Below are 21,960 nucleotides of genomic sequence, written 5' to 3'. Positions count from 1 at the left end.
GATTAATAAATAAACCAGGGGATTAATTATCTTATTGTACTCTTCAAGGAAAACTGAAATGAACAAACGGACATTATTAAGTGTACTTATTGCCGGCGCGTGTGTGGCGCCGTTTATGGCGCAGGCCAGCAATCTGCAGGCGACCAGCGGTGAGCCTTATACCATGAAGGCCAGCGACCTGGCGAAAAAAGAGCAGGAGCTGACCAACTTTCCGCTGATGCAGTCGGTAAAAGAGACTATTCGCACCCTCGATAACGCCTCAGTTGAACTGATCGAGCCGGGTCGCGCCGCCAATCCGGAAAACGTCAAGCGCGTGGAAGGCATCGTGAAAGCGTCTGACTGGGAATACCTGTTCCCGCTGCGCGCGCAGGCGTACACCTACAGCAACTTCCTGAAAGCGGTCGGTAAATTCCCGGCACTGTGCCAGACCTATAACGACGGTCGCGACAGCGACGCGATCTGCCGTAAAGAACTGGCGACTATGTTCGCGCACTTCGCCCAGGAAACTGGCGGCCATGAAAGCTGGCGTCCGGAGGCCGAATGGCGCCAGGCGCTGGTTCACGTCCGCGAGATGGGCTGGAGCGAAGGCCAGAAGGGCGGCTATAACGGTGAATGTAACCCGGACGTATGGCAGGGGCAGACCTGGCCGTGCGGTAAAGACAAAGACGGCGACTTCCTGAGCTACTTTGGTCGCGGCGCGAAGCAGTTGTCCTATAACTACAACTACGGTCCATTCTCGGAAGCGATGTATGGCGACGTGCGTGTTCTGCTCGACAAACCGGAGCTGGTGGCGGACACCTGGCTGAACCTGGCGAGCGCGATCTTTTTCTTTGCCTACCCGCAGCCGCCGAAGCCGAGCATGTTGCAGGTGATCGACGGCACCTGGCAGCCGAACGAACACGATAAAGCCAACGGTCTGGTGCCGGGCTTCGGTGTGACCACCCAGATCATCAACGGCGGCGTGGAATGCGGCGGCCCGACGGAGATCGCCCAGTCGCAGAACCGTATCAAGTACTACAAAGAGTTCGCCAATTACCTGAAAGTACCTGTTCCGGCTGATGAAGTGCTGGGTTGCGCCAACATGAAACAGTTCGACGAATACGGCGCGGGCGCGCTGAAGATTTACTGGGAGCAGGACTGGGGGTGGAGCGCGGACACGCCAGACGGTAAAACCTATGCTTGCCAGTTGGTGGGCTACCAGACGCCGTTCAGCGCCTTTAAAGACGGCGACTACACCAAATGCGTGCAGAAGTTCTATAACGTGAACATTGTGAATGACGACGGTACGCCGGTCACACCTGCCGATACCACACCGGCGGACACCACGCCGTCTGAGGATACGCCTGCGGATACCACTCCGCCAGATGACACGACCCCGGCGGATACCACGCCGGCAGACGATACCGCGCCAGTGGTGGTCAACCACGCGCCGGTGGCGATTATTTCAGGGCCGGTTGGCGCGGTTGAAGCGGGGGCGCAGGTTTCGCTGAGCGCGGAAAGCTCTACCGATGAAGACGGTAATAAACTGACCTATACCTGGCGCTCGCAGGACGGTCAGACCCTTTCCGGCGAAGACAAAGCGGTGGTGACCTTTACCGCGCCGGAAGCCGCTACGGCGAAGCAGTACGAAGTGAGCCTGACCGTCAGCGATGGCGAACTGAGCAGCACCGCATCCTATCTGCTGAACGTGAAAGCAAAGGCCTCGACGCCGTCTGAAGATGAAGGCGCTTACCCAGGCTGGAGCGCTAACAGCACGTACAACGCAGGGGACATCGTGAACAACCACGGTAAACTGTTCCAGTGCAAACCGTTCCCGTACAGCGGCTGGTGCAACAACGCGCCAACCTACTATGAACCCGGCGTGGGTCTGGCATGGTCCGACGCATGGACCGCGCTGTAAGGTAAACGCAAAGCGGCAACCAGAGGTTGCCGCTTTTTTGCGATTTTGCCGCCCGGATAAGTCACCTTCCGGCGGTGAACGGTTTAGCGATGTAATTTCCCGTGATCGCGCAGCCAGGCTGCGGTTCTGATAATTCCCTCATCAAGCGTCACCACCGGTTTATATCCCAACTCGTCCCCGGCGCGGCTGATATCCAGCGTAAAATCAAAATTCAGCTTTGACACGCCATAGTGGGTAAGTGCGGGCTCTTTTGCGGATTTGTTGCCGAAACGCTCCATGCTGCGGGCGATCATGTCCAGCATCGGGTAGGGAACAGAGCGGATCCGACAGTGGATATTCAGTTCATCAATCAGCTTTTGCACAATGCTGCGCAGGGTTCTCGGCTCGCCGTTGGTGATGTTATACACCCGGCCAGAGGGCAGGCTGTCGCACTGCGCCTGGCTGGCCAGCCACATCGCGTGAATCGCATTCTCATAGTAGGTCATATCCACCAGCGCGCTGCCGCCGTGGGGCAACAGCACGCTGCCGTACTGGTGCATCATGTGCGCCAGTCGCGGGATAAACACTTTGTCATGGGGGCCAAACAGACTTTGCGGACGCAGCACCGTAAATCGCGTCTGCGGGTTAGCCTGCGCCAGCAGATTAATCACGTCTTCACCGGCGGCTTTACTGCGGGCAAACTCGTTGGCGAAACGGTGAGGGCGAAAATCCTCTTTAATACCGCGATGATGGTGGTAATCGAAATAGAGCGAAGGGGAGGAGATATGAATGAAATTACGCACGCCCCACGCCACCGACCATTCGCCAAGACGACGGGTTGCGCGGACGTTGGCCAGATCAAAGGCTTCCTGGGTTCCCCACGGCGAGGTGAAGCTTGAGCAGTGCCACAGCGTGTCGATGCCCGCCAGCATGACCTTCGCCTGTGACGAAACCAACTCGGTCAGATCCGCATGGACAAATTCCGCGCCCATCTTCTCGAGCAGTTTTCCCATCGCCTCATTGCGACCGGTGGCTCTGACGCTGATGCCTTTGTTGCGCAAAAACTCAACCGCGTTTCGTCCCAAGCCGCTGGTTGCGCCGGTAACCAGTACCTTCATATCAATCCACTGTGTTTTAAAAACGTCGTGCGCATTCTTCCGTGAATTACGTCGGTATGCAATGGGAAACGTGAAACAATACAGTCTCTTTTTACTTATTTTCTGTGATTTGTTCTGCAAGTCGGGCAATTTTCTTTGCCATTCCCCGGAAGATAAACAGGTGCGCCGGAATCATCAACAGCCAGTAAAAAAGGCCCGGCATCCCGTGCGGATGCCACCAGGCGCGCACGTCAATCTGTCGGTGATCCCCTTTATCCTCAAGAGTAAAACTGAGGCGGCCTAGCCCCGGCGCCTTCATACCGAACAGCAGGGTCAGCTGTTTTTCCGGCTCGACAATAATCACCTTCCAGCTGTCCACCGTATCGCCGGGCTGTAAAAGCGCATGTTCGGGGCGACCTTTCGCCAGCCGATGGCCGACCAGCAGATCCATCGCCGCGCGGGTTTTCCACAACGCATTGCCGAAGAAATATCCCTCTTTGCCACCGAGACGGTTCACGACCTGCCACAGCGCCTGCAGACTGGCAGAGGTGCTGACGGTAAAGCCAGCCTGTTTGGCGAAAAAACCGTACTCAGGCCGCCAGCGGGCAAATGCCTGCGCGTCGTAACCCCAGTCGCTGGAGTTAACCAGCTTCTCTTCTTCTTTCAGCGTCCTGCGCACCGCGTCGTCGAAGGCAATCAGCTTTTGCGGGATCAACGCGCGTAGCGCCCTGTCGTCAGCCAGTAGGTCGTGCTTCAGTCCCTGTATCAGCGCTTTCGCGGTCGTGGGGGGGACAGAGGTAATCACGTTAAGAAACCAGACGGAAATCCAACGGGTCGGAAAGGGGATGGGAAGGAGCGGACGGCGTTTGCCGCTGACCGTCATGAAATGTTCAAACTGCGCCTGATAGCTCAGCACTTGCGGCCCGGCGGCTTCCAGCACCCGATGTTCGCGGGTGGGATGGTTGAGCAGCTCCACCAGGTAATGCAGCAGGTTCTCCAGCGCGATGGGTGTGGTGCGCGAGCGCACCCAGCGCGGCGGCGTGAGGATCGGCAGGTTGTAGACCATATCGCGCATCACTTCAAACGCGGCGGAGCCTGCGCCGACGATGATCCCGGCGCGCAGTTCGGTGACCGGCACGCCGGACTCGCGCAACGTGTCTGCCGTCAGTTGTCGCGCGCGCAGGTGGTCCGACTGCTCATGTTCGGGCGCCTGTAGCGAGCTGAGAAAAATCAGCTGATTAACCGGCGTTTCACGCAGGGCGTCACGCACGTTCAGCGCCACCTGCCGTTCATGGGCGATAAAGTCGCCGCCTTCGCCCATGCCGTGAACCAGATAGTACAGGGTATCGATGTTTTTCAGCAGGGCGGGCAGCGCGCGCGGCCAGTTCAGATCGATGTTATGGCAGCTGACGTTCGACAGCTGCATTTTTTCCAGCCGTTCGGTGCGACGTGCCGCCGCCAGCACCTGATGCCCGTGCGCGCTGAGCGCCTGCACCAGATGTTGACCGATGTATCCGCTGGCGCCAAGCACCAGAATGCGTTGCGGCACGGTTGTCTCCTTAGCGGTTCAGAAAGGCGCGCCAGTGGGCGACAACGTCGGCAAGCTGCTCGCGCGAGACGTCCAGATGCGTGACCAGACGTACCACGGGCGAGGCATTGATCAGCACACCGTGGTCTTTCATATACGCGCCCAGCGCCGCCGCGCGTTCTTCGCCTACGCGAACGAACAGCATGTTGGTGTCATGACGCGTCACTTCCGCGCCAGCGTCACGCAGCTGTTCCGCCAGCCACGCGGCGTTGTCGTGATCGTCCTGCAGGCGAGCGACATTGTTTTTCAGCGCATACAGCCCGGCGGCGGCCAGAATCCCCGCCTGACGCATACCGCCGCCGGTCATTTTGCGCCAGCGCGTGGCGCGCTTGATGTAATCATGGCTGCCGACCAGCAGCGACCCGACCGGCGTACCCAGCCCTTTCGACAGGCAGATAGTGAACGAGTCGCAATATTGGGTGATCTCTTTCAGCGCGCAGCCGTAAGCGACCACGGCGTTAAAGATGCGCGCGCCGTCGACATGCAGCGCCAGACCGCGCTCACGGGTAAACTCCCACGCGGCTTTCAGGTATTCGCGCGGCAACACTTTGCCGTTGTGGGTGTTTTCAAGACTGAGTAGCTTCGTGCGGGCGAAATGAATATCGTCCGGCTTAATTTTCGCCGCCACCTTATCCAGCGGTAATGATCCGTCTGCCGCTGCGTCAATGGGCTGCGGCTGGATACTACCAAGCACTGCCGCGCCGCCCGCTTCAAAGAGATAGTTATGCGCACCCTGACCGACGATATACTCTTCACCGCGTTCACAGTGGCTGAGCAAGGCGACCAGATTGGCCTGGGTGCCGGTGGGTAAAAACAGCGCGGCCTCTTTGCCGCTGAGTTCCACGGCGTAGCGCTGAAGTTCGTTAACGGTAGGGTCATCTCCGTACACGTCATCGCCAACCGGGGCGGCCATCATGGCTTCCAGCATGGCGCGGCCCGGTCGGGTGACGGTATCACTGCGTAGATCGATCACGGCATTTCCTCTGTAAAGTCAGGGTAATGCCTTCTGTTTTACCTGAGCCAGTTGGTTTTTGCCAGTTCGATCACTTCGTCGCCGCGCCCGCTGATGATCGCCCGCAGCATATACAGGCTGAACCCTTTGGCCTGCTCCAGTTTGATCTGCGGCGGGATCGCCAGCTCTTCTTTGGCGACCACTACATCCACCAGTACCGGACCGTCGATAGCGAAAGCACGCTGTAGGGCTTCATCCACCTCTGAGGCTTTTTCAACGCGAATACCGGTGATGCCGCAGGCTTCGGCGATGCGGGCGAAATGGGTGTCATGCAGCTCAGTGCCGTCGGTCAGGTAACCGCCGGCCTTCATCTCCATCGCCACGAAGCCCAGCACGCTGTTGTTAAAGACCACGATTTTGATCGGCAGCTTCATCTGTACCACCGAGAGGAAATCGCCCATCAGCATGCTGAACCCGCCGTCGCCACACATCGCCACGACCTGGCGCTCCGGCGCGGTAGCCTGCGCGCCCAGCGCCTGCGGCATGGCGTTCGCCATCGAGCCGTGGTTAAACGAGCCGAGCAGTCGGCGCTTGCCGTTCATTTTCAGGTAACGCGCCGCCCATACCGTCGGCGTACCGACGTCGCAGGTAAAAATGGCGTCATCGGCGGCAAAACGGCTGATCTGTTGCGCCAGGTACTGCGGGTGGATGGCTTTGTCGCTCGGTTTCGCCAGATCGTCGAGTCCTTTGCGGGCGTCGCGGTAATCGTTCAATGCTTTATCAAGGAATTTTCGATCGGTTTTTTCTTCCACCAGCGGCAGTAGCGCCGTCAGGGTCGCTTTGATGTCGCCGACCAGCGCCATATCAACCTTACTGTGCGCCCCGATACTCCCCGGATTGATGTCGATCTGGATAATTTTGGCGTCGGTGGGGTAGAAGGCGCGGTAGGGGAACTGCGTGCCGAGCAGCACCAGGGTGTCGGCGTTCATCATGGTATGGAAACCGGACGAGAAGCCGATAAGCCCGGTCATGCCCACGTCATATGGATTGTCGTATTCGACGTGCTCTTTGCCGCGCAGGGCGTGCACGACAGGCGCTTTGATTTTGGCGGCAAACTCAACCAGCTCGTGATGGGCGCCCGCGCAGCCGCTGCCGCACATCAGCGCGATATTGCTGGAATAACGCAGCAGTTGCGCCAGTTTGCGCAGCTCTTCTTCCGCGGGGGTGACGACCGGCATCGGCGCATGATACCAGTGGCTGCTGGCGCCTTCCGGCGCGGGTTTCAGCGCTACGTCGCCCGGGAGCACCACGACCGACACGCCGCGATTCAGTACCGCTTTGCGCATGGCGATCGCCAGGACCTGGGGGATCTGCTCAGGGCTGGAAACCAGCTCGCAATAGTGGCTGCATTCACGGAACAACTCTTGCGGGTGGGTCTCCTGGAAGTAACCGCTGCCGATCTCGCTGGAGGGAATATGGGCGGCAATCGCCAGTACCGGAACATGGTTACGGTGGCAGTCAAACAGGCCATTGATTAAATGCAGGTTGCCGGGGCCGCAGGAGCCTGCGCACACCGCCAGATTGCCGGTAAGCTGGGCCTCCGCGCCAGCGGCAAACGCCGCGACCTCTTCGTGACGGGTCGACATCCACTCAATCGTTCCCATGCGATTGAGACTGTCGCTCAGGCCGTTCAGGGAATCGCCCGTTACGCCCCAGATGCGTTGCACTCCGGCCTGTTCCAGCGTTTTTGCAATAAAAGCGGCAACCGTTTGTTTCATGGTTCTCCATCTCCTTCAATGTGATAACGGTTACAAGTTTAGTTGAAGATGGCAAAAAGGCCGGATGGCGTCAGCGCATCCGGCCTGAAGGGGGAGACCGGATAAGCGCAACGCTTTCCGGCAAGGTATCACTACGCGAGGACCAGATCGCCCTGTGGATGGCAGGAGCAGGCCAGCACGTAGCCTTCGGCGATTTCCGCGTCGGACAGCGTCATGGTGCTGCTGACCGTATACTCACCGGAAACCACTTTGGTTTTACAACAGCCGCAGACGCCAGCACGACAGGCGACAGTAACCGGCACTTTGTTGCTTTCCAGCGCGTCCAGCAGTGTGGTGCCGACGGGCGCGTAAAACGTTTTTGCCGGTTGCAGTTTGGTAAATTTCAGACCGCTGGTAGCGGCTTCTGCCACCGGCGTAAAGAACTTCTCTTTGAAAAAGCGCGTCACGCCAAGCGCTTTCACTTCCTGTTCGACCCAATCCATATACGGCGCCGGGCCGCAGGTCATTACGGTACGCGAGGTAAGATCGGGTACCTGCTGCAACAGTGCAGGGGTCAGGCGACCGGCGACAAAACCATGAGTGGCGTTATTTTCTGCCACCAGCGTGACCGGGTACTGCTGCCACTCTTCGGCGAAAATCACGTCCTGCGGCGAGCGTACGTTAAAAATTACCTGCACGTCGGCCTGTGGGCGATACTTCGCCAACCAGCGGCGCATTGACATGATCGGCGTGACGCCGCAACCGGCGGCGAGCATCAGGAATTTATCGTCTGCTTTATCGTCGCAGGTAAATTCGCCCATCGCGTCGGACAGCCAAATGTAGTCGCCGCGCTTCACGTCGCGGGTTAACCACTGCGAACCTGCCCCGTCGTCAATCCGGCGAACGGTCAGCGTAATATACTCGCTGACGCCCGGCGTGGAAGACAGCGTGTAGGCACGCAGCGTGTCCGCAGCGTTACGCACGCTCACCAGTGCATACTGCCCGGCGCGATACGGATAATAGTCATGGCACAGCAGGGCTATTGTCCAGACATCCGGCGTTTCCTGATGGATGTGATGGACCTGCATCCGCCATGGGCACTGATTGGTTGGCATCGTCATCTTTTACTCCTTACGCGCTCAGCAACTGCTTCATATCGTCTTCAACGGTGGTGACGGAACGCAGACCGAATTTTTCGTTGAGCACCGCCAGCAGATCCGGGGTGAAGAAGCCCGGCGCGGTCGGTCCGGTGACGATATTTTTCACGCCAAGCGACAGTAGGGTCAGCAGAATAACGATCGCTTTCTGTTCGAACCAGGAGAGCACCAGGGAGAGCGGCAGATCGTTGACGCCGCAGCCCAGTTTTTCCGCCAGCGTGACCGCCAGAATGATAGCGGAGTAAGCGTCGTTACACTGCCCGGCATCCACCAGACGCGGCAGCCCTTCGATATCGCCAAACTCGAGCTTGTTGAAGCGGTATTTGCCGCAGGCGAGGGTGAGGATCAGGCAGTCATCCGGCACGCTGGTGGCGAAGTCGGTGAAATAGTTACGTTCGCCGCGCGCTCCGTCGCAACCGCCGACAAGGAAGATGTGACGCAGTTTTTCCCGGCTGACCAGGTCGATCAGCGTATCTGCCGCCCCAAGCAGGGTCTGACGGCCAAAGCCGACGGTGATCAGGTGCGGAATCTCGCTGTACGGGAAGCCTGCCATCTGCTGCGCTTGCGCAATCACCGGGCCGAAATCGTCGCCTTCGAGATGACTGACGCCCGGCCAGCCGACGATGCTGCGGGTCCAGATACGGTCGTCATAAGCGCCCACGGTCGGATCGATGATGCAGTTTGAGGTCATCACGATAGGCCCAGGGAAGCGGGCGAACTCGACCTGCTGGTTCTGCCAGCCGCTGCCGTAGTTACCGACCAGATGTTTGAATTTACGCAGTTCCGGGTAACCGTGAGCGGGCAGCATTTCGCCGTGGGTGTAAACGTTAACGCCGGTACCTTCGGTCTGCTCCAGCAGGTTATAGAGATCTTTCAGATCGTGACCTGAAATCAGAATGCATTTGCCTTCAGTGGCTTTCACGTTGACCTGAGTTGGCGTGGGGTGACCGTATTTCGTCGTCTCACCGGCGTCGAGAATGCTCATGACCTTAAAGTTCATCTGGCCGATTTCCATCGAGCATTCCAGCAGCGCGTTCATGTCGGCAGGCCAGGTGCCCAGCCACGCCATGATTTTATGGTACTGCGCGTAGATGTCGTTGTCGTATTGACCGAGCACATGGGCATGCTCCATATACGCCGCCGCGCCTTTCAGGCCGTACAGGCAGAGCAGACGCAGGCCGAGAATGTTGTCGCCAATCGCCGCTTTGTCTTTGTTCGGGGTAAATTCTGCCGCCTGGCGCTGCAGGTCACCGAGATCGTCGCTGACAAGTTGCAGCTCCGCCATCGGATTGTCGCAATGGGCGCTGGCGTCTACGCTCAGGCACTGGGCTTTTAGCGCTTCACGCATGGCGATGGCGTCACGGGCATAGCCCACGATACGCGGGGAATCGAAGTTAACGTTAGTCAGCGTAGAGAAAAACGCACGCGGCGCGAAGCTGTCAACGTCATGATTAATGATGCCGTATTCACGGGCTTTCACCGCCCATGCAGACAGACCCTGTAGGGCAGCGATCAGCAGATCCTGCAAATCGGAGGTTTCAGCCGTTTTACCGCACATACCCTGCGCGTAAGAGCAGCCGTTTCCTGCCGGAGTACGGATAGTTTGTTCACATTGCACACAAAACATGGTCACACCCTTAAAGTTATATTTAATATACATGTTTAAGGTTATGCCTGAGCACGAAAGGAGAAAAGGGATTTCTGATACAACTTACAGGGAGATTGATTTAGCGCAATTTTGGCGGCAGAGACCTACCGCCATCGGGGTATTACGCAGAGAAAAACGCCATCAGGATCGGCACCAGCAGGCTGAGGATAAAGCCATGTACAATGGCGGCTGGCACCATTTCCAGCCCGCCCGTGCGCTGTAAAACCGGCAGGGTGAAGTCCATCGATGTCGCCCCGCACAACCCCAGCGCGGTGGAGCGGCTGCGGCGCACCAGGCCCGGAATCAGCATAATGGCGATCAATTCGCGCGCCAGATCGTTAAAGAACGCGGCGCTGCCAATCACCGGACCATAGGATTCCGTCAGCAAAATACCGGACAGGGAGTACCAGCCAAACCCGGACGCCATCGCCAGTGCGGTTTTGATCGGCAGATCGAGAATAAAAGCATTGATTAAGCCGCCGATCAGGGAACTGGCGACCACCACGACGGCGACAATCATGCCCCGGCGATTAAGAATAATTTGCCTTAACGTCATGCCGCTATTGCGCAGTTGGATCCCCACCAGCAGTAACAGAAGAATCAGGGTATATTCGCTGGCTTCGGTCGCATGCTGCAAAAGAGAGAAACCGCTGAGTCCCAGCAGAAAACCCGCCACCACCACGCCGCATAATTTTAGCGACTCCAGCGCCATGGCAATACGCGACGGCAGTTTCTCCTGCTGATGATTGTGCCGCCAGGGTAATGAACGTTCCAGCCACAGCAAGGCCACAATATTACAGAGTAAAATAACGCTAATACTGACTGCGGAATAATGAAAAATAGCGAGCAGATTACTCGCCAGATTATCCAGGAAGGCCAGGCTAATACCCATAAAAAAGAGAATCAGATAAACCATCCAGCTTAACAGGCGATTAATGAGTTTTAATGCCGCGTTGTGCCGCAGCGGAATGAGATAACCTGCAATCAGCGGAAGCAGAATAATGAGAAGTCCAGAAAACATGAACAGCCGGTCCTTGTAAGAATCGTTTAGCGTCAACGACACTACCCAATAAAGTCTGTCCCGTAAAGCGGCAAAAAGAAAGCCGGGCGGCGCTGGCGCTCACCCGGTTCACAATCGAACGTATTTGCAGGCCAGGAGAAGCATCGCGCTTACCCGGCCTGTTATCATTAATCGCGTTTTTCCAGCAGGGTGCGATAAATAAGCCCACCGAGGATCCCGCCGATAATCGGCATCACCCAGAACAGCCACAGCTGTTCCAGCGCCCAACCCCCCTGGAAGATCGCGACTGCGGTACTGCGCGCCGGGTTCACAGAGGTATTGGTCACCGGAATGCTGATCAGGTGAATCAGGGTTAACGCCAGGCCAATCGCGATGGGCGCGAAACCGGCAGGGGCGTATTTATCCGTTGCGCCATGAATGACCAACAGGAAACCGGCTGTCAGGACAATCTCGATGACAATGGCGGACAGCATGGAATAGCCGCCCGGTGAATGTTCGCCATAGCCGTTAGAAGCAAACCCGCTGGCTGCCGCGTCAAAGCCCGTTTTACCGCTGGCAATAAGGTACAATACGGCCGCCGCAATAATCCCGCCGATCACCTGGGCAATAATATAGCCAATGACCTCTTTCACCGGAAAACGGCCGCCAGCCCATAAGCCTAATGTTACCGCTGGATTAAAATGACCGCCGGAAATATGCCCCACAGCGAACGCCATCGTTAATACGGTGAGACCAAATGCCAGCGCGACACCCGCAAAACCGATGCCTAATTCCGGAAAGGCTGCTGCCAGTACAGCGCTCCCACAGCCACCAAAAACAAGCCAGAATGTACCAAAACATTCAGCCGCTAATTTTCTGAACATATCCACCTCAATAAGAAATAACCACAAACGTGGTGTCAGTAATATTCGTCTACAGGACGACGAAACAATAAATAGCGCGCTATTTTAAAAACGAACGTCGTCCATTCTCTAGCTAAATAAATCCAGATCGTTTGATGTAGGGCAATGAGGCGTCATTCCTTGCTCAGATTAATCTTATTTGAAGTGTAGCGTATGTTCGGATGAAAGTGAGCGAACAAAATCTGAATTTATACGGCGAAAAATCCGGCTATTTAAATTTGGCAGTGAGCATAATTCATCTTCTTAATTGTTCATAAATCAGTCTATTAGCACGCTTAATTTTACCCGGGTCACGTCAGCGACGCGCATTTGCCGTTATACTGCGAGAAGCTAAAGGGAAAAGTGACATTTGTCTGGAGGAAGCATGATTCTCGAACGCGTTGAGATTGTTGGGTTTCGCGGTATCAATCGGCTGTCGTTAATGCTGGAGCAAAACAATGTGCTGATTGGCGAAAACGCCTGGGGTAAATCCAGTCTCCTTGACGCGCTGACGCTGCTGCTTTCGCCTGAGTCAGAGCTGTATCACTTTGACCGCGACGATTTCTGGTTCCCGCCTGGCGATGTCAATGGCCGTGAGCGGCATTTGCACATTGTCCTGACCTTTCGCGAATCACAACCGGGACGCCACCGGGTGCGGCGTTATCGACCGCTTGAAGCCTGCTGGTCGCCGTGTCGCGACGGCTATCAGCGCATCTTTTATCGCCTGGAAGGCGAAAGCGCCGATGACGGCAGCGTGATGACGCTGCGCAGTTTCCTTGACGGCGACGGTCATCCTCTGTCGGTGGACAATATTAATGACCAGGCGCGGCATCTGGTGCGTTTAATGCCGGTGCTGCGCCTGCGCGACGCGCGGTTTATGCGCCGCATCCGTAACGGTACGGTGCCTGACGTCAAAGATGTCGAGATCACCGCTCGTCAGCTCGATTTTCTGGCTCGCGAACTGGCGACGCGTCCGCAAAACCTGACCGATGGCCAGATCCGCCAGGGGCTGTCAGCAATGGTGCAACTGCTGGAGCATTACTTTACCGAGCAGGGAACGTCCCAGTCGCGGCACCGGTTAATGCGCCGTCGTTCGAGCAACGAACAGCGCAGCTGGCGCTATCTCGACATTATTAACCGGATGATCGACAGACCCGGCGGGCGGACCCACCGGGTGATTCTGCTGGGACTGTTCTCGACGCTGCTGCAGGCGAAGGGCACCGTCAGACTGCATAAAGACGCCAGGCCGCTGCTGCTGGTGGAAGATCCGGAAACCCGCCTGCATCCCATCATGCTCTCAGTGGCCTGGCAACTGCTCAACCTGCTGCCGCTGCAGCGAATCACCACCACCAACTCCGGTGAACTGCTGTCGCTGACGCCCGTCGAGCACGTTTGCCGCCTGGTGCGTGAATCTTCCCGCGTGGCGGCCTGGCGTTTAGGGCCAGGTGGTCTTAGCCCCGAAGACGGGCGTCGTATTGCGTTCCACATCCGTTTTAACCGCGCCTCCTCGCTGTTTGCCCGCTGCTGGTTGCTGGTGGAAGGGGAAACCGAAACCTGGGTGATCAACGAACTGGCCCGTCAGTGCGGCCACCATTTTGACGCTGAAGGGATCAAAGTGATCGAGTTTGCTCAGTCCGGGCTGAAGCCGCTGGTGAAGTTTGCCAGGCGGATGGGGATCGAGTGGCACGTACTGGTGGACGGCGATGAGGCCGGGAAGAAATATGCGGCGACGGTCCGCGGTCTGCTGAATAACGACAAAGAGGAAGAGCGCGAGCACTTAACGGCGCTGCCAGCCCTTGATATGGAACATTTTATGTATCGCCAGGGCTTCTCGGACGTTTTTCACCGGGTGGCGCAGATCCCGGAAAACGTGCCAATGAATATCCGTAAAATCATTTCGAAGGCGATCCATCGCTCATCGAAACCGGATCTAGCCATCGAAGTGGCGATAGAGGCCGGACGGCGCGGCGTTGACGCGGTGCCGGTGCTACTGCGCAAAATGTTTTCGCGCGTCTTGTGGCTGGCGCGCGGCCGGGCGGATTAATGGCTAAAGCGGCGGGGCACCTGTTCGACAACGCTGTCGAGCAGGGCGTAGCGGCGACGGTATTCGGCCCGTTTTTTACTGGCGATATCCGCCTCGCTTTTGCGTGCAATGGTTAAGGGCAGGGCGTAATAGCCGGCGTCGGTCATTTCACCGCCCAGCGATGACCAGAACGCGTCATAGTCAGCATGCATCTGGGTTTTTTTATCCATGTAGCGCCAGCTGCGATAGACATGTACAGCGTTGCTGACCGCCAGAATCTGCTCGACCTGCGCAACCCGGGCAAACTGGCACAGCGCTTCCATCACGATCCTTTTCGGAAAGAGGCCATAACAGGCTTTGGTCGCCTGCTGAATAACTTCATGCGGAACATCGTTTGCCGCCCCCTGCAAGCCGCCGATAAACAGGGTACGTTTTCCGTTTAAATAGCAGAAGGTAAACGTAATTTCTGCCAGAATACGTTTCTGCGCGTCACGAATCACGACCGTACTTTCTCCCTCTTTATCCAGGGAGACGAGGCTGACTAAATCCAGCTGGAATGGCGCATCGTCTTTCGCGGTTAATTGTGCCAGACCGAGGCCGTAATGGCTTAAATAACCGACCTGCTGCTCGCGGGTGAGCAAGTTACGCATCATCTCATAGTGCGTGCAAAGCGCGTTCAGCGCAGTGTGCCGTTTAATATTCACCGCCATATACGGTCGGTGCAGACGGATCGGCAGGCGCGGCTGGCGTGTTAACAGCGTGTCCAGCTCCGGCCATTGCGTCAGATTGTCTAACAACTGACTGGTTGCCCGCGGCATTAATAGCGAGCGAATAAGGAATTTCCGCCGAAAACTGGCTTTCCGCCAGAATTTACCCGGCAGTAATTGTCCGCGCGTCAGGCGCATAAATAATTGTAAAGGGGACGCGACGTCGGAAGGGTAGAAGGTATTATCAGTAATCTGTGACATGATCGAAATCCGCAACATGATGTATGCGAAAATTGAAACATGCTGAATCTTAACCAATCGTCAATGCCCGCCGCGCGCGCCTTTGCGTTTGCGGGTTGTTTAGATAAGGTTGATATTCGCAGGCAAAACTACCATCAGGATTAATATGGGTATTAAGGGAAAAAAAATTAAAAAGCGCTATCTGCTGCTGATATTCATTCTTATCCTGGGGGCGATTGCCCTCTGGCGGACGCTTAATGCGCCAGTGCCAACGTATCAGACGCTGATCGTCCGTCCGGGCGATCTTCAGCAGAGTGTGCTCGCCACCGGTAAACTGGATGCGCTGCGTAAAGTTGACGTCGGCGCCCAGGTGAGCGGGCAGTTGAAAACGTTGTCGGTGGCGATTGGCGATAAGGTGAAAAAAGATCAACTGCTGGGGGTTATCGACCCGGAGCAAGCGGAAAACCAGATCAAAGAAGTGGAAGCGACGCTGATGGAGCTTCGCGCCCAGCGCCAGCAGGCTGAAGCCGAGCTGAAGCTGGCGCGGGTCACGCTCTCCCGACAACAGCAGTTGGCAAAAACCCAGGCCGTCTCGCAGCAGGATCTCGACACCGCCGCGACGGAAATGGCCGTTAAGCAGGCGCAGATCGGCACCATCGATGCCCAAATCAAGCGTAATCAGGCCTCCCTGGATACCGCTAAAACCAATCTCGACTATACGCGTATCGTCGCGCCAATGGCCGGCGAAGTGACCCAAATCACCACCCTGCAGGGGCAGACGGTTATCGCGGCGCAGCAGGCGCCAAATATCCTGACGCTGGCGGATATGAGCACCATGCTGGTGAAGGCGCAGGTGTCTGAGGCGGACGTGATTCACCTCAGGCCGGGACAAAAGGCATGGTTTACCGTACTGGGCGATCCGCAAACCCGTTATGAAGGGGTGCTGAAAGACGTTCTGCCGACACCGGAAAAAGTTAACGACGCGATTTTCTATTACGCCCGGTTTGAAGTACCGAACCCAAAAGGCATTCTGCGGCTGGATATGACCGCCCAGGTGCATATCCAGCTCACCGACGTGAAAAATGTGCTGACTATACCGCTCTCCGCGCTGGGCGACCCGGTGGGCGATAACCGTTACAAAATCACCTTGCTGCGTAACGGCGAAACCCGCGAGCGGGAAGTGTCAATTGGCGCGCGTAATGACACCGATGTCGAGATTATCAAAGGGCTGGAAGCGGGTGAGGAAGTGGTTATCGGCGAAGGCAAGCCAGGAGCGGCGCAATGACGGCGCTGCTTGAGCTGAGCAATATCCGTCGCAGTTATCCCTCCGGTGAGGAGCAGGTGGAGGTGCTCAAAGGCATCACTCTGCAAATCAACGCCGGGGAGATGGTCGCGATTGTCGGCGCGTCCGGCTCCGGTAAATCGACGTTGATGAACATTCTTGGCTGCCTCGATAAGCCCACCAGCGGCACCTACCGGGTGGCGGGACGCGACGTGTCGACTTTAGACAGCGATGCGTTGGCGCAGCTGCGCCGCGAGCATTTTGGCTTTATCTTCCAGCGTTACCACCTGTTGTCGCACCTGACGGCGGCGCAAAATGTCGAAGTGCCCGCCGTCTATGCCGGTACCGAGCGTAAGCAGCGTCTGGCCCGCGCTCAGGAACTGCTCCAGCGGCTCGGGCTGGGCGATCGCCTGGACTACCAGCCTTCGCAGCTGTCCGGCGGACAACAGCAGCGTGTCAGTATCGCGCGTGCGCTGATGAATGGCGGGCAGGTGATCCTGGCTGACGAACCGACCGGCGCGCTCGACAGTCGTTCCGGCGAAGAGGTGATGGCGATCCTGCACCAGTTGCGCGATCGCGGGCACACGGTGATTATCGTCACCCACGATCCACAGGTTGCCGCACAGGCTGAGCGGGTGATTGAAATTCATGACGGCGAAATTGTGCGTAATCCCCCGTCGCAGTCCCCCCGGCAGGGAAAAGGCATCCAGGAGCCGACGGTGAAAACGGCATCCGGGTGGAGCCAGTTTGTCAGCGGATTTCGCGAAGCGCTCACCATGTCCTGGCGGGCGTTAGCGGCGAATAAAATGCGCACCTTGCTGACCATGCTCGGGATTATTATCGGCATCGCGTCAGTGGTGTCGATTGTGGTGGTCGGTGACGCGGCGAAACAACTGGTGCTGGCCGATATCCGCGCCATTGGCACCAACACCATTGATATCTATCCCGGCAAAGATTTTGGCGACGACGACCCGCAATACCAGCAGTCGCTGAAGTATGACGATCTCAGCGCCATCCAGAAGCAGCCGTGGGTGACCTCGGCGACGCCTGCCGTGTCGCAGAATTTACGTCTGCGCTATGGCAATACCGATGTGGCGGCCAGCGCTAACGGCGTCAGCGGCGACTACTTTAACGTATACGGGATGACCTTCAGCGAGGGGAACACCTTCAACCGTGAACAGCTTAACGGTCGGGCGCAGGTGGTGGTGCTGGACAGCAATACCCGGCGTCAGTTGTTTCCGCATAAAGCGAGCGTGGTGGGCGAAGTGATTCTGGTAGGCAATATGCCCGCGACGGTTATTGGCGTGGCGGAAGAAAAACAGTCAATGTTCGGCAGCAGTAAAATTCTTCGCGTCTGGCTGCCCTACAGCACCATGTCCGGGCGCATTATGGGACAGTCGTGGCTGAACTCGATCACCGTGCGGGTGAAGGACGGGTTTGACAGCGCGCAGGCCGAGCAGCAACTCACCCGACTGCTGACCTTGCGACATGGGAAAAAAGATTTCTTCACCTGGAACATGGACGGCGTCTTGAAAACCGCTGAAAAGACCACACGTACTCTTCAGTTGTTCCTGACGCTGGTAGCGGTCATTTCGCTGGTGGTTGGCGGGATTGGCGTGATGAACATTATGCTGGTGTCGGTGACCGAACGGACGCGGGAGATAGGCATTCGCATGGCGGTTGGCGCGCGCGCCAGCGACGTGCTGCAACAGTTTTTGATTGAGGCGGTTCTGGTCTGCCTGGTCGGCGGGGCGCTCGGGATTACCCTGTCGATGCTGATTGCCTTTACGCTGCAGCTTTTCCTGCCGGGCTGGGAGATTGGTTTCTCGCCGGTGGCGCTGTTGACGGCGTTTATGTGCTCGACCGTGACCGGCATCCTGTTCGGCTGGCTGCCCGCGCGAAACGCGGCGCGGCTGGATCCGGTAGATGCGCTGGCGCGGGAATAAACGGCATCGTAGGGCGGTTAACCCCGCGTTGCCTGACGCAAAATAAAAATGCCAGCCGATCGGGCTGGCATTTTATCTGCGGGATGTACACAATGAGACAGTAGAGCTATGCAACAGCTTCTGCCTCGATGGGCACGATGACGCTGGCGTGATTGCCTTTTGGCCCCTGGTGTACATCAAACTGGACAGACTGTCCGGCTTTTAGCGTTCTGTAACCATCCATCTGAATGGTGGAATAATGAGCGAAAATATCTTCGCCGCCGCCTTCAGGGCAGATGAATCCAAACCCTTTGGCATTGTTGAACCACTTAACAGTACCCGTTTCCATGCTTCGACATCCTTCGTGAATCTTTATAAGTAAGATGGAATGAACCGGTGGTGGAGTGGGGGCTGTATAAAACCTCGCCAACTCTCAAAACTACAATTTAGAGAAATCAGGCCAGGCGTCAAGCGTTTGACAGGGTAGTTTGGGTAAAAATGAATCAAAAATTTGAAGCAGTTAACGCTATTTGCCGTAATGTGACAGATGTCGCGGATGCCAGTGATAGATGATAGTTATCTGTTACTTGAGGTAGATTGATAGTGCAAATCCGCTCCCGTCAGCGGCAGTCCAGACTGCCGGTAACCGTAACCGAAGATGACGACTGACAATGGGTAAGACGAACGACTGGCTGGATTTCGACCAGCTGGCGGCAGATAAAGTGCGCGACGCGCTAAAACCGCCATCTATGTATAAAGTGATATTAGTCAATGATGATTATACTCCGATGGAGTTTGTTATTGACGTGTTACAGAAATTCTTTTCTTATGATGTAGAACGTGCAACGCAACTGATGCTTGCGGTTCACTATCAGGGCAAAGCCATCTGCGGCGTGTTTACCGCAGAGGTCGCGGAGACCAAAGTGGCGATGGTGAACAAATATGCAAGGGAGAACGAGCATCCGTTGCTGTGTACGCTGGAAAAAGCCTGAATGCAGGCATAAAAATTGGGGGAGGTGCCTATGCTCAATCAAGAACTGGAACTCAGTTTAAACATGGCTTTCGCCAGAGCGCGCGAGCACCGTCATGAGTTTATGACCGTCGAGCACTTGTTACTGGCGTTGCTCAGTAACCCCTCGGCCCGCGAAGCGCTGGAAGCGTGTTCCGTGGACCTTGTGGCGCTCCGTCAGGAACTCGAAGCCTTCATTGAACAAACCACACCCGTTCTGCCTGCCAGTGAAGAAGAACGCGATACGCAGCCGACGTTGAGTTTTCAGCGCGTGTTGCAGCGCGCGGTTTTCCACGTACAGTCTTCCGGACGCAGCGAAGTGACTGGCGCCAATGTACTGGTTGCCATCTTTAGTGAACAGGAGTCTCAGGCGGCCTATCTGCTGCGCAAGCACGAGGTGAGCCGTCTCGATGTGGTCAACTTTATTTCTCACGGTACGCGTAAAGATGAACCGGGTCAGACTTCTGACCCCGGTAATCAGCCGAATAGCGATGAACAAGCTGGCGGGGAGGAACGTATGGAGAACTTCACCACTAACCTTAACCAGCTTGCACGCGTTGGCGGTATCGATCCGCTGATTGGCCGTGAAAAAGAGCTTGAGCGCGCCATTCAGGTGCTGTGCCGCCGTCGTAAAAACAACCCGCTGCTGGTGGGGGAGTCTGGCGTCGGTAAAACAGCCATTGCCGAAGGACTCGCCTGGCGTATCGTCCAGGGCGACGTGCCGGAAGTGATGGCTGATTGCACTCTCTACTCGCTGGATATCGGTTCGTTGCTGGCGGGCACCAAATACCGCGGCGACTTTGAAAAACGCTTTAAAGCGCTTCTTAAGCAGTTAGAACAGGACACCAACAGCATCCTGTTTATCGATGAGATCCACACCATTATCGGCGCCGGCGCGGCATCGGGTGGCCAGGTGGATGCGGCAAACCTGATCAAACCGCTGCTGTCCAGCGGCAAAATCCGCGTGATTGGCTCGACCACCTATCAGGAGTTCAGCAATATTTTCGAGAAAGACCGCGCCCTGGCGCGTCGCTTCCAGAAAATCGATATTACTGAGCCGTCTGTGGACGAAACGGTACAGATCATCAATGGCCTGAAGCCGAAGTACGAAGCACACCACGACGTTCGCTACACTGCGAAAGCGGTACGCGCAGCGGTGGAGCTGGCGGTGAAATACATCAACGACCGTCATCTGCCGGATAAGGCGATTGACGTTATTGATGAAGCCGGCGCGCGTGCGCGACTGATGCCCGTCAGCAAGCGTAAGAAAACCGTCAACGTGGCGGATATCGAATCGGTGGTGGCGCGCATTGCGCGTATTCCGGAGAAAAGCGTTTCGCAGAGCGATCGCGATACGCTGAAAAATCTTGGCGATCGCCTGAAAATGCTGGTCTTTGGTCAGGACAAAGCCATTGAGGCGCTGACCGAAGCCATCAAGATGAGCCGCGCGGGTCTGGGACACGAGCATAAGCCAGTCGGTTCCTTCCTGTTCGCCGGTCCGACCGGGGTGGGGAAAACCGAGGTGACGGTTCAGCTCTCTAAAGCGCTGGGGATTGAACTGCTGCGCTTTGATATGTCCGAGTATATGGAGCGCCATACCGTTAGCCGTCTGATTGGCGCGCCTCCGGGATACGTTGGCTTTGATCAGGGTGGCTTGCTGACGGATGCGGTGATCAAGCATCCTCATGCGGTGCTGCTGCTTGATGAGATTGAGAAAGCGCATCCGGACGTCTTTAACCTGTTGTTACAGGTGATGGACAACGGCACGTTAACGGACAACAACGGGCGTAAAGCGGATTTTCGCAACGTGGTGCTGGTGATGACCACCAACGCTGGCGTGCGGGAAACCGAGCGTAAATCGATTGGCCTGATTCATCAGGACAACAGCACCGACGCGATGAGTGAAATCAAGAAGGTGTTTACGCCGGAGTTCCGTAACCGTCTCGATAATATTATCTGGTTCGAGCACCTCTCTACCGAGGTGATCCATCAGGTGGTCGATAAGTTCATTGTCGAGTTGCAGGTTCAGCTGGATCAGAAAGGCGTTTCTCTGGAAGTGAGTCAGGACGCGCGTAACTGGTTGGCTGAGAAGGGCTACGACCGGGCGATGGGCGCACGTCCAATGGCGCGCGTGATTCAGGACAACCTGAAAAAACCGCTGGCTAACGAGCTGCTGTTTGGCTCGCTGGTGGATGGCGGCCAGGTGACCGTCGAACTGGATAAAGAGAAAAATGAGCTAACCTACGGCTTCCAGAGTGCGCAGAAGCACAAGCCGGAAGCAGCGCATTAATCTCTTTTGCATAATGAATAAACCGGGCGTGAAAAAAGCCCGGTTTTTTTATGCCCGTTCGCTGCGCGTCCGGTCTGTCCAACGGGCTGCGCCCGTTGTCGACCCCGGTCGGGAGTTCTCATCCCCCCGGAGTGTGCAACAGGCGAAAAAAAAGCCCGTACTTTCATACGCGCTCTTTCTTAAATATGGCGGTGAGGGGGGGATTGACTCGCTTCGCTCGCCCTGCGGGCAGCCCGTTCGCTGCGCGTCCGGTCTGTCCAACGGGCAGCGCCCGTTGTCGACTCCCGGTCGGGGGGGCTCATCCCCCCGGAGTGTGCAATATGCGAAAAAAAAAGCCCATACTTTCGTACGGACTCTTTCTCAAATATGGCGGTGAGGGGGGGATTCGAACCCCCGATACGTTGCCGTATACACACTTTCCAGGCGTGCTCCTTCAGCCACTCGGACACCTCACCATATTGTATTGCTGCCTGCCCGCTTGGGGGGCAACGGGGCGCTACTATA

The 21,960-nt window shown here is 56.7% G+C and carries 17 protein-coding genes and 1 tRNA gene; 7 read left to right on the top strand and 11 right to left on the bottom strand.

All coding sequences use genetic code 11. The features are described 5' to 3' along the window. Window positions 1–58: 58 nt before the first annotated feature. A complete protein-coding gene (locus JY391_RS13905) occupies window positions 59–1,900 on the top strand; it encodes a chitinase (RefSeq protein ID WP_042284873.1) in 1,842 nt (613 codons plus the stop codon). Window positions 1,901–1,983: 83 nt separating this feature from the next. Here the strand turns inward: JY391_RS13905 and JY391_RS13900 are convergent, their stop codons facing one another. From JY391_RS13900 to aqpZ, 8 genes are all read right to left on the bottom strand, one after another. Beyond that, entirely contained in the window at window positions 1,984–2,997 is a 1,014-nt protein-coding gene (locus JY391_RS13900) for a 3-beta-hydroxysteroid dehydrogenase (RefSeq protein WP_042284871.1), read from the bottom strand. A 91-nt stretch (window positions 2,998–3,088) separates the two neighbouring features. Beyond that, window positions 3,089–4,525, bottom strand: coding sequence for an SDR family oxidoreductase (locus JY391_RS13895; RefSeq protein ID WP_060569863.1), 1,437 nt, complete (start codon window positions 4,523–4,525; stop codon window positions 3,089–3,091). A gap of 10 nt (window positions 4,526–4,535) precedes the next feature. After that, complete coding sequence (gene ltaE / locus JY391_RS13890; RefSeq protein WP_211934477.1) at window positions 4,536–5,537, bottom strand: low-specificity L-threonine aldolase; 1,002 nt, start codon at window positions 5,535–5,537, stop codon at window positions 4,536–4,538. Window positions 5,538–5,575: 38 nt separating this feature from the next. Further along, window positions 5,576–7,294 carry a ubiquinone-dependent pyruvate dehydrogenase gene (poxB, locus tag JY391_RS13885; RefSeq protein WP_211934476.1) on the bottom strand — a complete coding sequence of 573 codons (1,719 nt, stop codon included), beginning with the start codon at window positions 7,292–7,294 and terminating at the stop codon, window positions 5,576–5,578. A 131-nt stretch (window positions 7,295–7,425) separates the two neighbouring features. Beyond that, entirely contained in the window at window positions 7,426–8,394 is a 969-nt protein-coding gene (hcr, locus tag JY391_RS13880) for an NADH oxidoreductase (protein ID WP_181821612.1), read from the bottom strand. Window positions 8,395–8,404: 10 nt separating this feature from the next. Continuing rightward, window positions 8,405–10,057, bottom strand: coding sequence for a hydroxylamine reductase (gene hcp / locus JY391_RS13875; RefSeq protein ID WP_042286186.1), 1,653 nt, complete (start codon window positions 10,055–10,057; stop codon window positions 8,405–8,407). Between the two features lie 142 nt (window positions 10,058–10,199). After that, window positions 10,200–11,099 carry a LysO family transporter gene (locus tag JY391_RS13870; RefSeq protein ID WP_181821610.1) on the bottom strand — a complete coding sequence of 300 codons (900 nt, stop codon included), beginning with the start codon at window positions 11,097–11,099 and terminating at the stop codon, window positions 10,200–10,202. Between the two features lie 167 nt (window positions 11,100–11,266). Continuing rightward, window positions 11,267–11,962: an aquaporin Z gene (aqpZ, locus tag JY391_RS13865; RefSeq protein ID WP_211934475.1), complete on the bottom strand. Its 696-nt coding sequence runs from the start codon at window positions 11,960–11,962 to the stop codon at window positions 11,267–11,269. Between the two features lie 403 nt (window positions 11,963–12,365). Here aqpZ and JY391_RS13860 point away from each other — a divergent pair, with 403 nt between their 5' ends. Continuing rightward, entirely contained in the window at window positions 12,366–14,024 is a 1,659-nt protein-coding gene (locus JY391_RS13860) for an ATP-dependent endonuclease (protein WP_042284856.1), read from the top strand. On the opposite strand, the gene JY391_RS13855 is transcribed toward JY391_RS13860, so the two are convergent. Then, window positions 14,021–14,971 (bottom strand): VirK/YbjX family protein, encoded by a 951-nt coding sequence (locus JY391_RS13855; protein WP_211934474.1) that lies wholly within the window; start codon window positions 14,969–14,971, stop codon window positions 14,021–14,023. The two genes, JY391_RS13860 and JY391_RS13855, sit on opposite strands and share 4 nt — an antisense overlap. A gap of 145 nt (window positions 14,972–15,116) precedes the next feature. Here JY391_RS13855 and macA point away from each other — a divergent pair, with 145 nt between their 5' ends. Both macA and macB read left to right on the top strand, forming a co-directional pair. Beyond that, the gene (gene macA / locus JY391_RS13850; protein WP_060569857.1) at window positions 15,117–16,235 is read left to right on the top strand and encodes a macrolide transporter subunit MacA; all 1,119 of its coding nucleotides are present in this window, start codon (window positions 15,117–15,119) and stop codon (window positions 16,233–16,235) included. Further along, complete coding sequence (gene macB, locus JY391_RS13845; RefSeq protein WP_042284850.1) at window positions 16,232–18,178, top strand: macrolide ABC transporter ATP-binding protein/permease MacB; 1,947 nt, start codon at window positions 16,232–16,234, stop codon at window positions 18,176–18,178. The genes macA and macB overlap by 4 nt, the downstream gene beginning before the upstream one ends. 106 nt (window positions 18,179–18,284) lie before the next feature. Here macB and cspD read toward each other — a convergent pair whose 3' ends face one another. Continuing rightward, the gene (cspD, locus tag JY391_RS13840) at window positions 18,285–18,506 is read right to left on the bottom strand and encodes a cold shock-like protein CspD (protein WP_042284847.1); all 222 of its coding nucleotides are present in this window, start codon (window positions 18,504–18,506) and stop codon (window positions 18,285–18,287) included. A 149-nt stretch (window positions 18,507–18,655) separates the two neighbouring features. On the opposite strand from cspD, the gene JY391_RS23790 reads away from it, so the two are divergent. The 3 genes from JY391_RS23790 (at window position 18,656) to clpA (ending at window position 21,456) form a co-directional block, all read left to right on the top strand. Next, a complete protein-coding gene (locus JY391_RS23790; protein WP_217968143.1) occupies window positions 18,656–18,730 on the top strand; it encodes a hypothetical protein in 75 nt (24 codons plus the stop codon). A 98-nt stretch (window positions 18,731–18,828) separates the two neighbouring features. Further along, on the top strand, window positions 18,829–19,149 hold the full coding sequence (gene clpS / locus JY391_RS13835; RefSeq protein ID WP_042284844.1) for an ATP-dependent Clp protease adapter ClpS: 321 nt from the start codon (window positions 18,829–18,831) through the stop codon (window positions 19,147–19,149). Window positions 19,150–19,179: 30 nt separating this feature from the next. After that, window positions 19,180–21,456 (top strand): ATP-dependent Clp protease ATP-binding subunit ClpA, encoded by a 2,277-nt coding sequence (clpA, locus tag JY391_RS13830; protein WP_042284842.1) that lies wholly within the window; start codon window positions 19,180–19,182, stop codon window positions 21,454–21,456. Between the two features lie 367 nt (window positions 21,457–21,823). Here the strand turns inward: clpA and JY391_RS13825 are convergent. Next, window positions 21,824–21,911: transfer RNA gene (locus JY391_RS13825), tRNA-Ser, on the bottom strand. Window positions 21,912–21,960 lie beyond the last annotated feature (49 nt).

It is taken from the genome of Citrobacter sedlakii (genome assembly GCF_018128425.1).
In the GTDB taxonomy this organism is placed as follows: Bacteria; Pseudomonadota; Gammaproteobacteria; order Enterobacterales; family Enterobacteriaceae; genus Citrobacter_A; species Citrobacter_A sedlakii.
The sequence above is the reverse complement of the archived record's forward strand: the minus strand, read 5'-3'. Positions and strand labels throughout refer to the sequence as shown.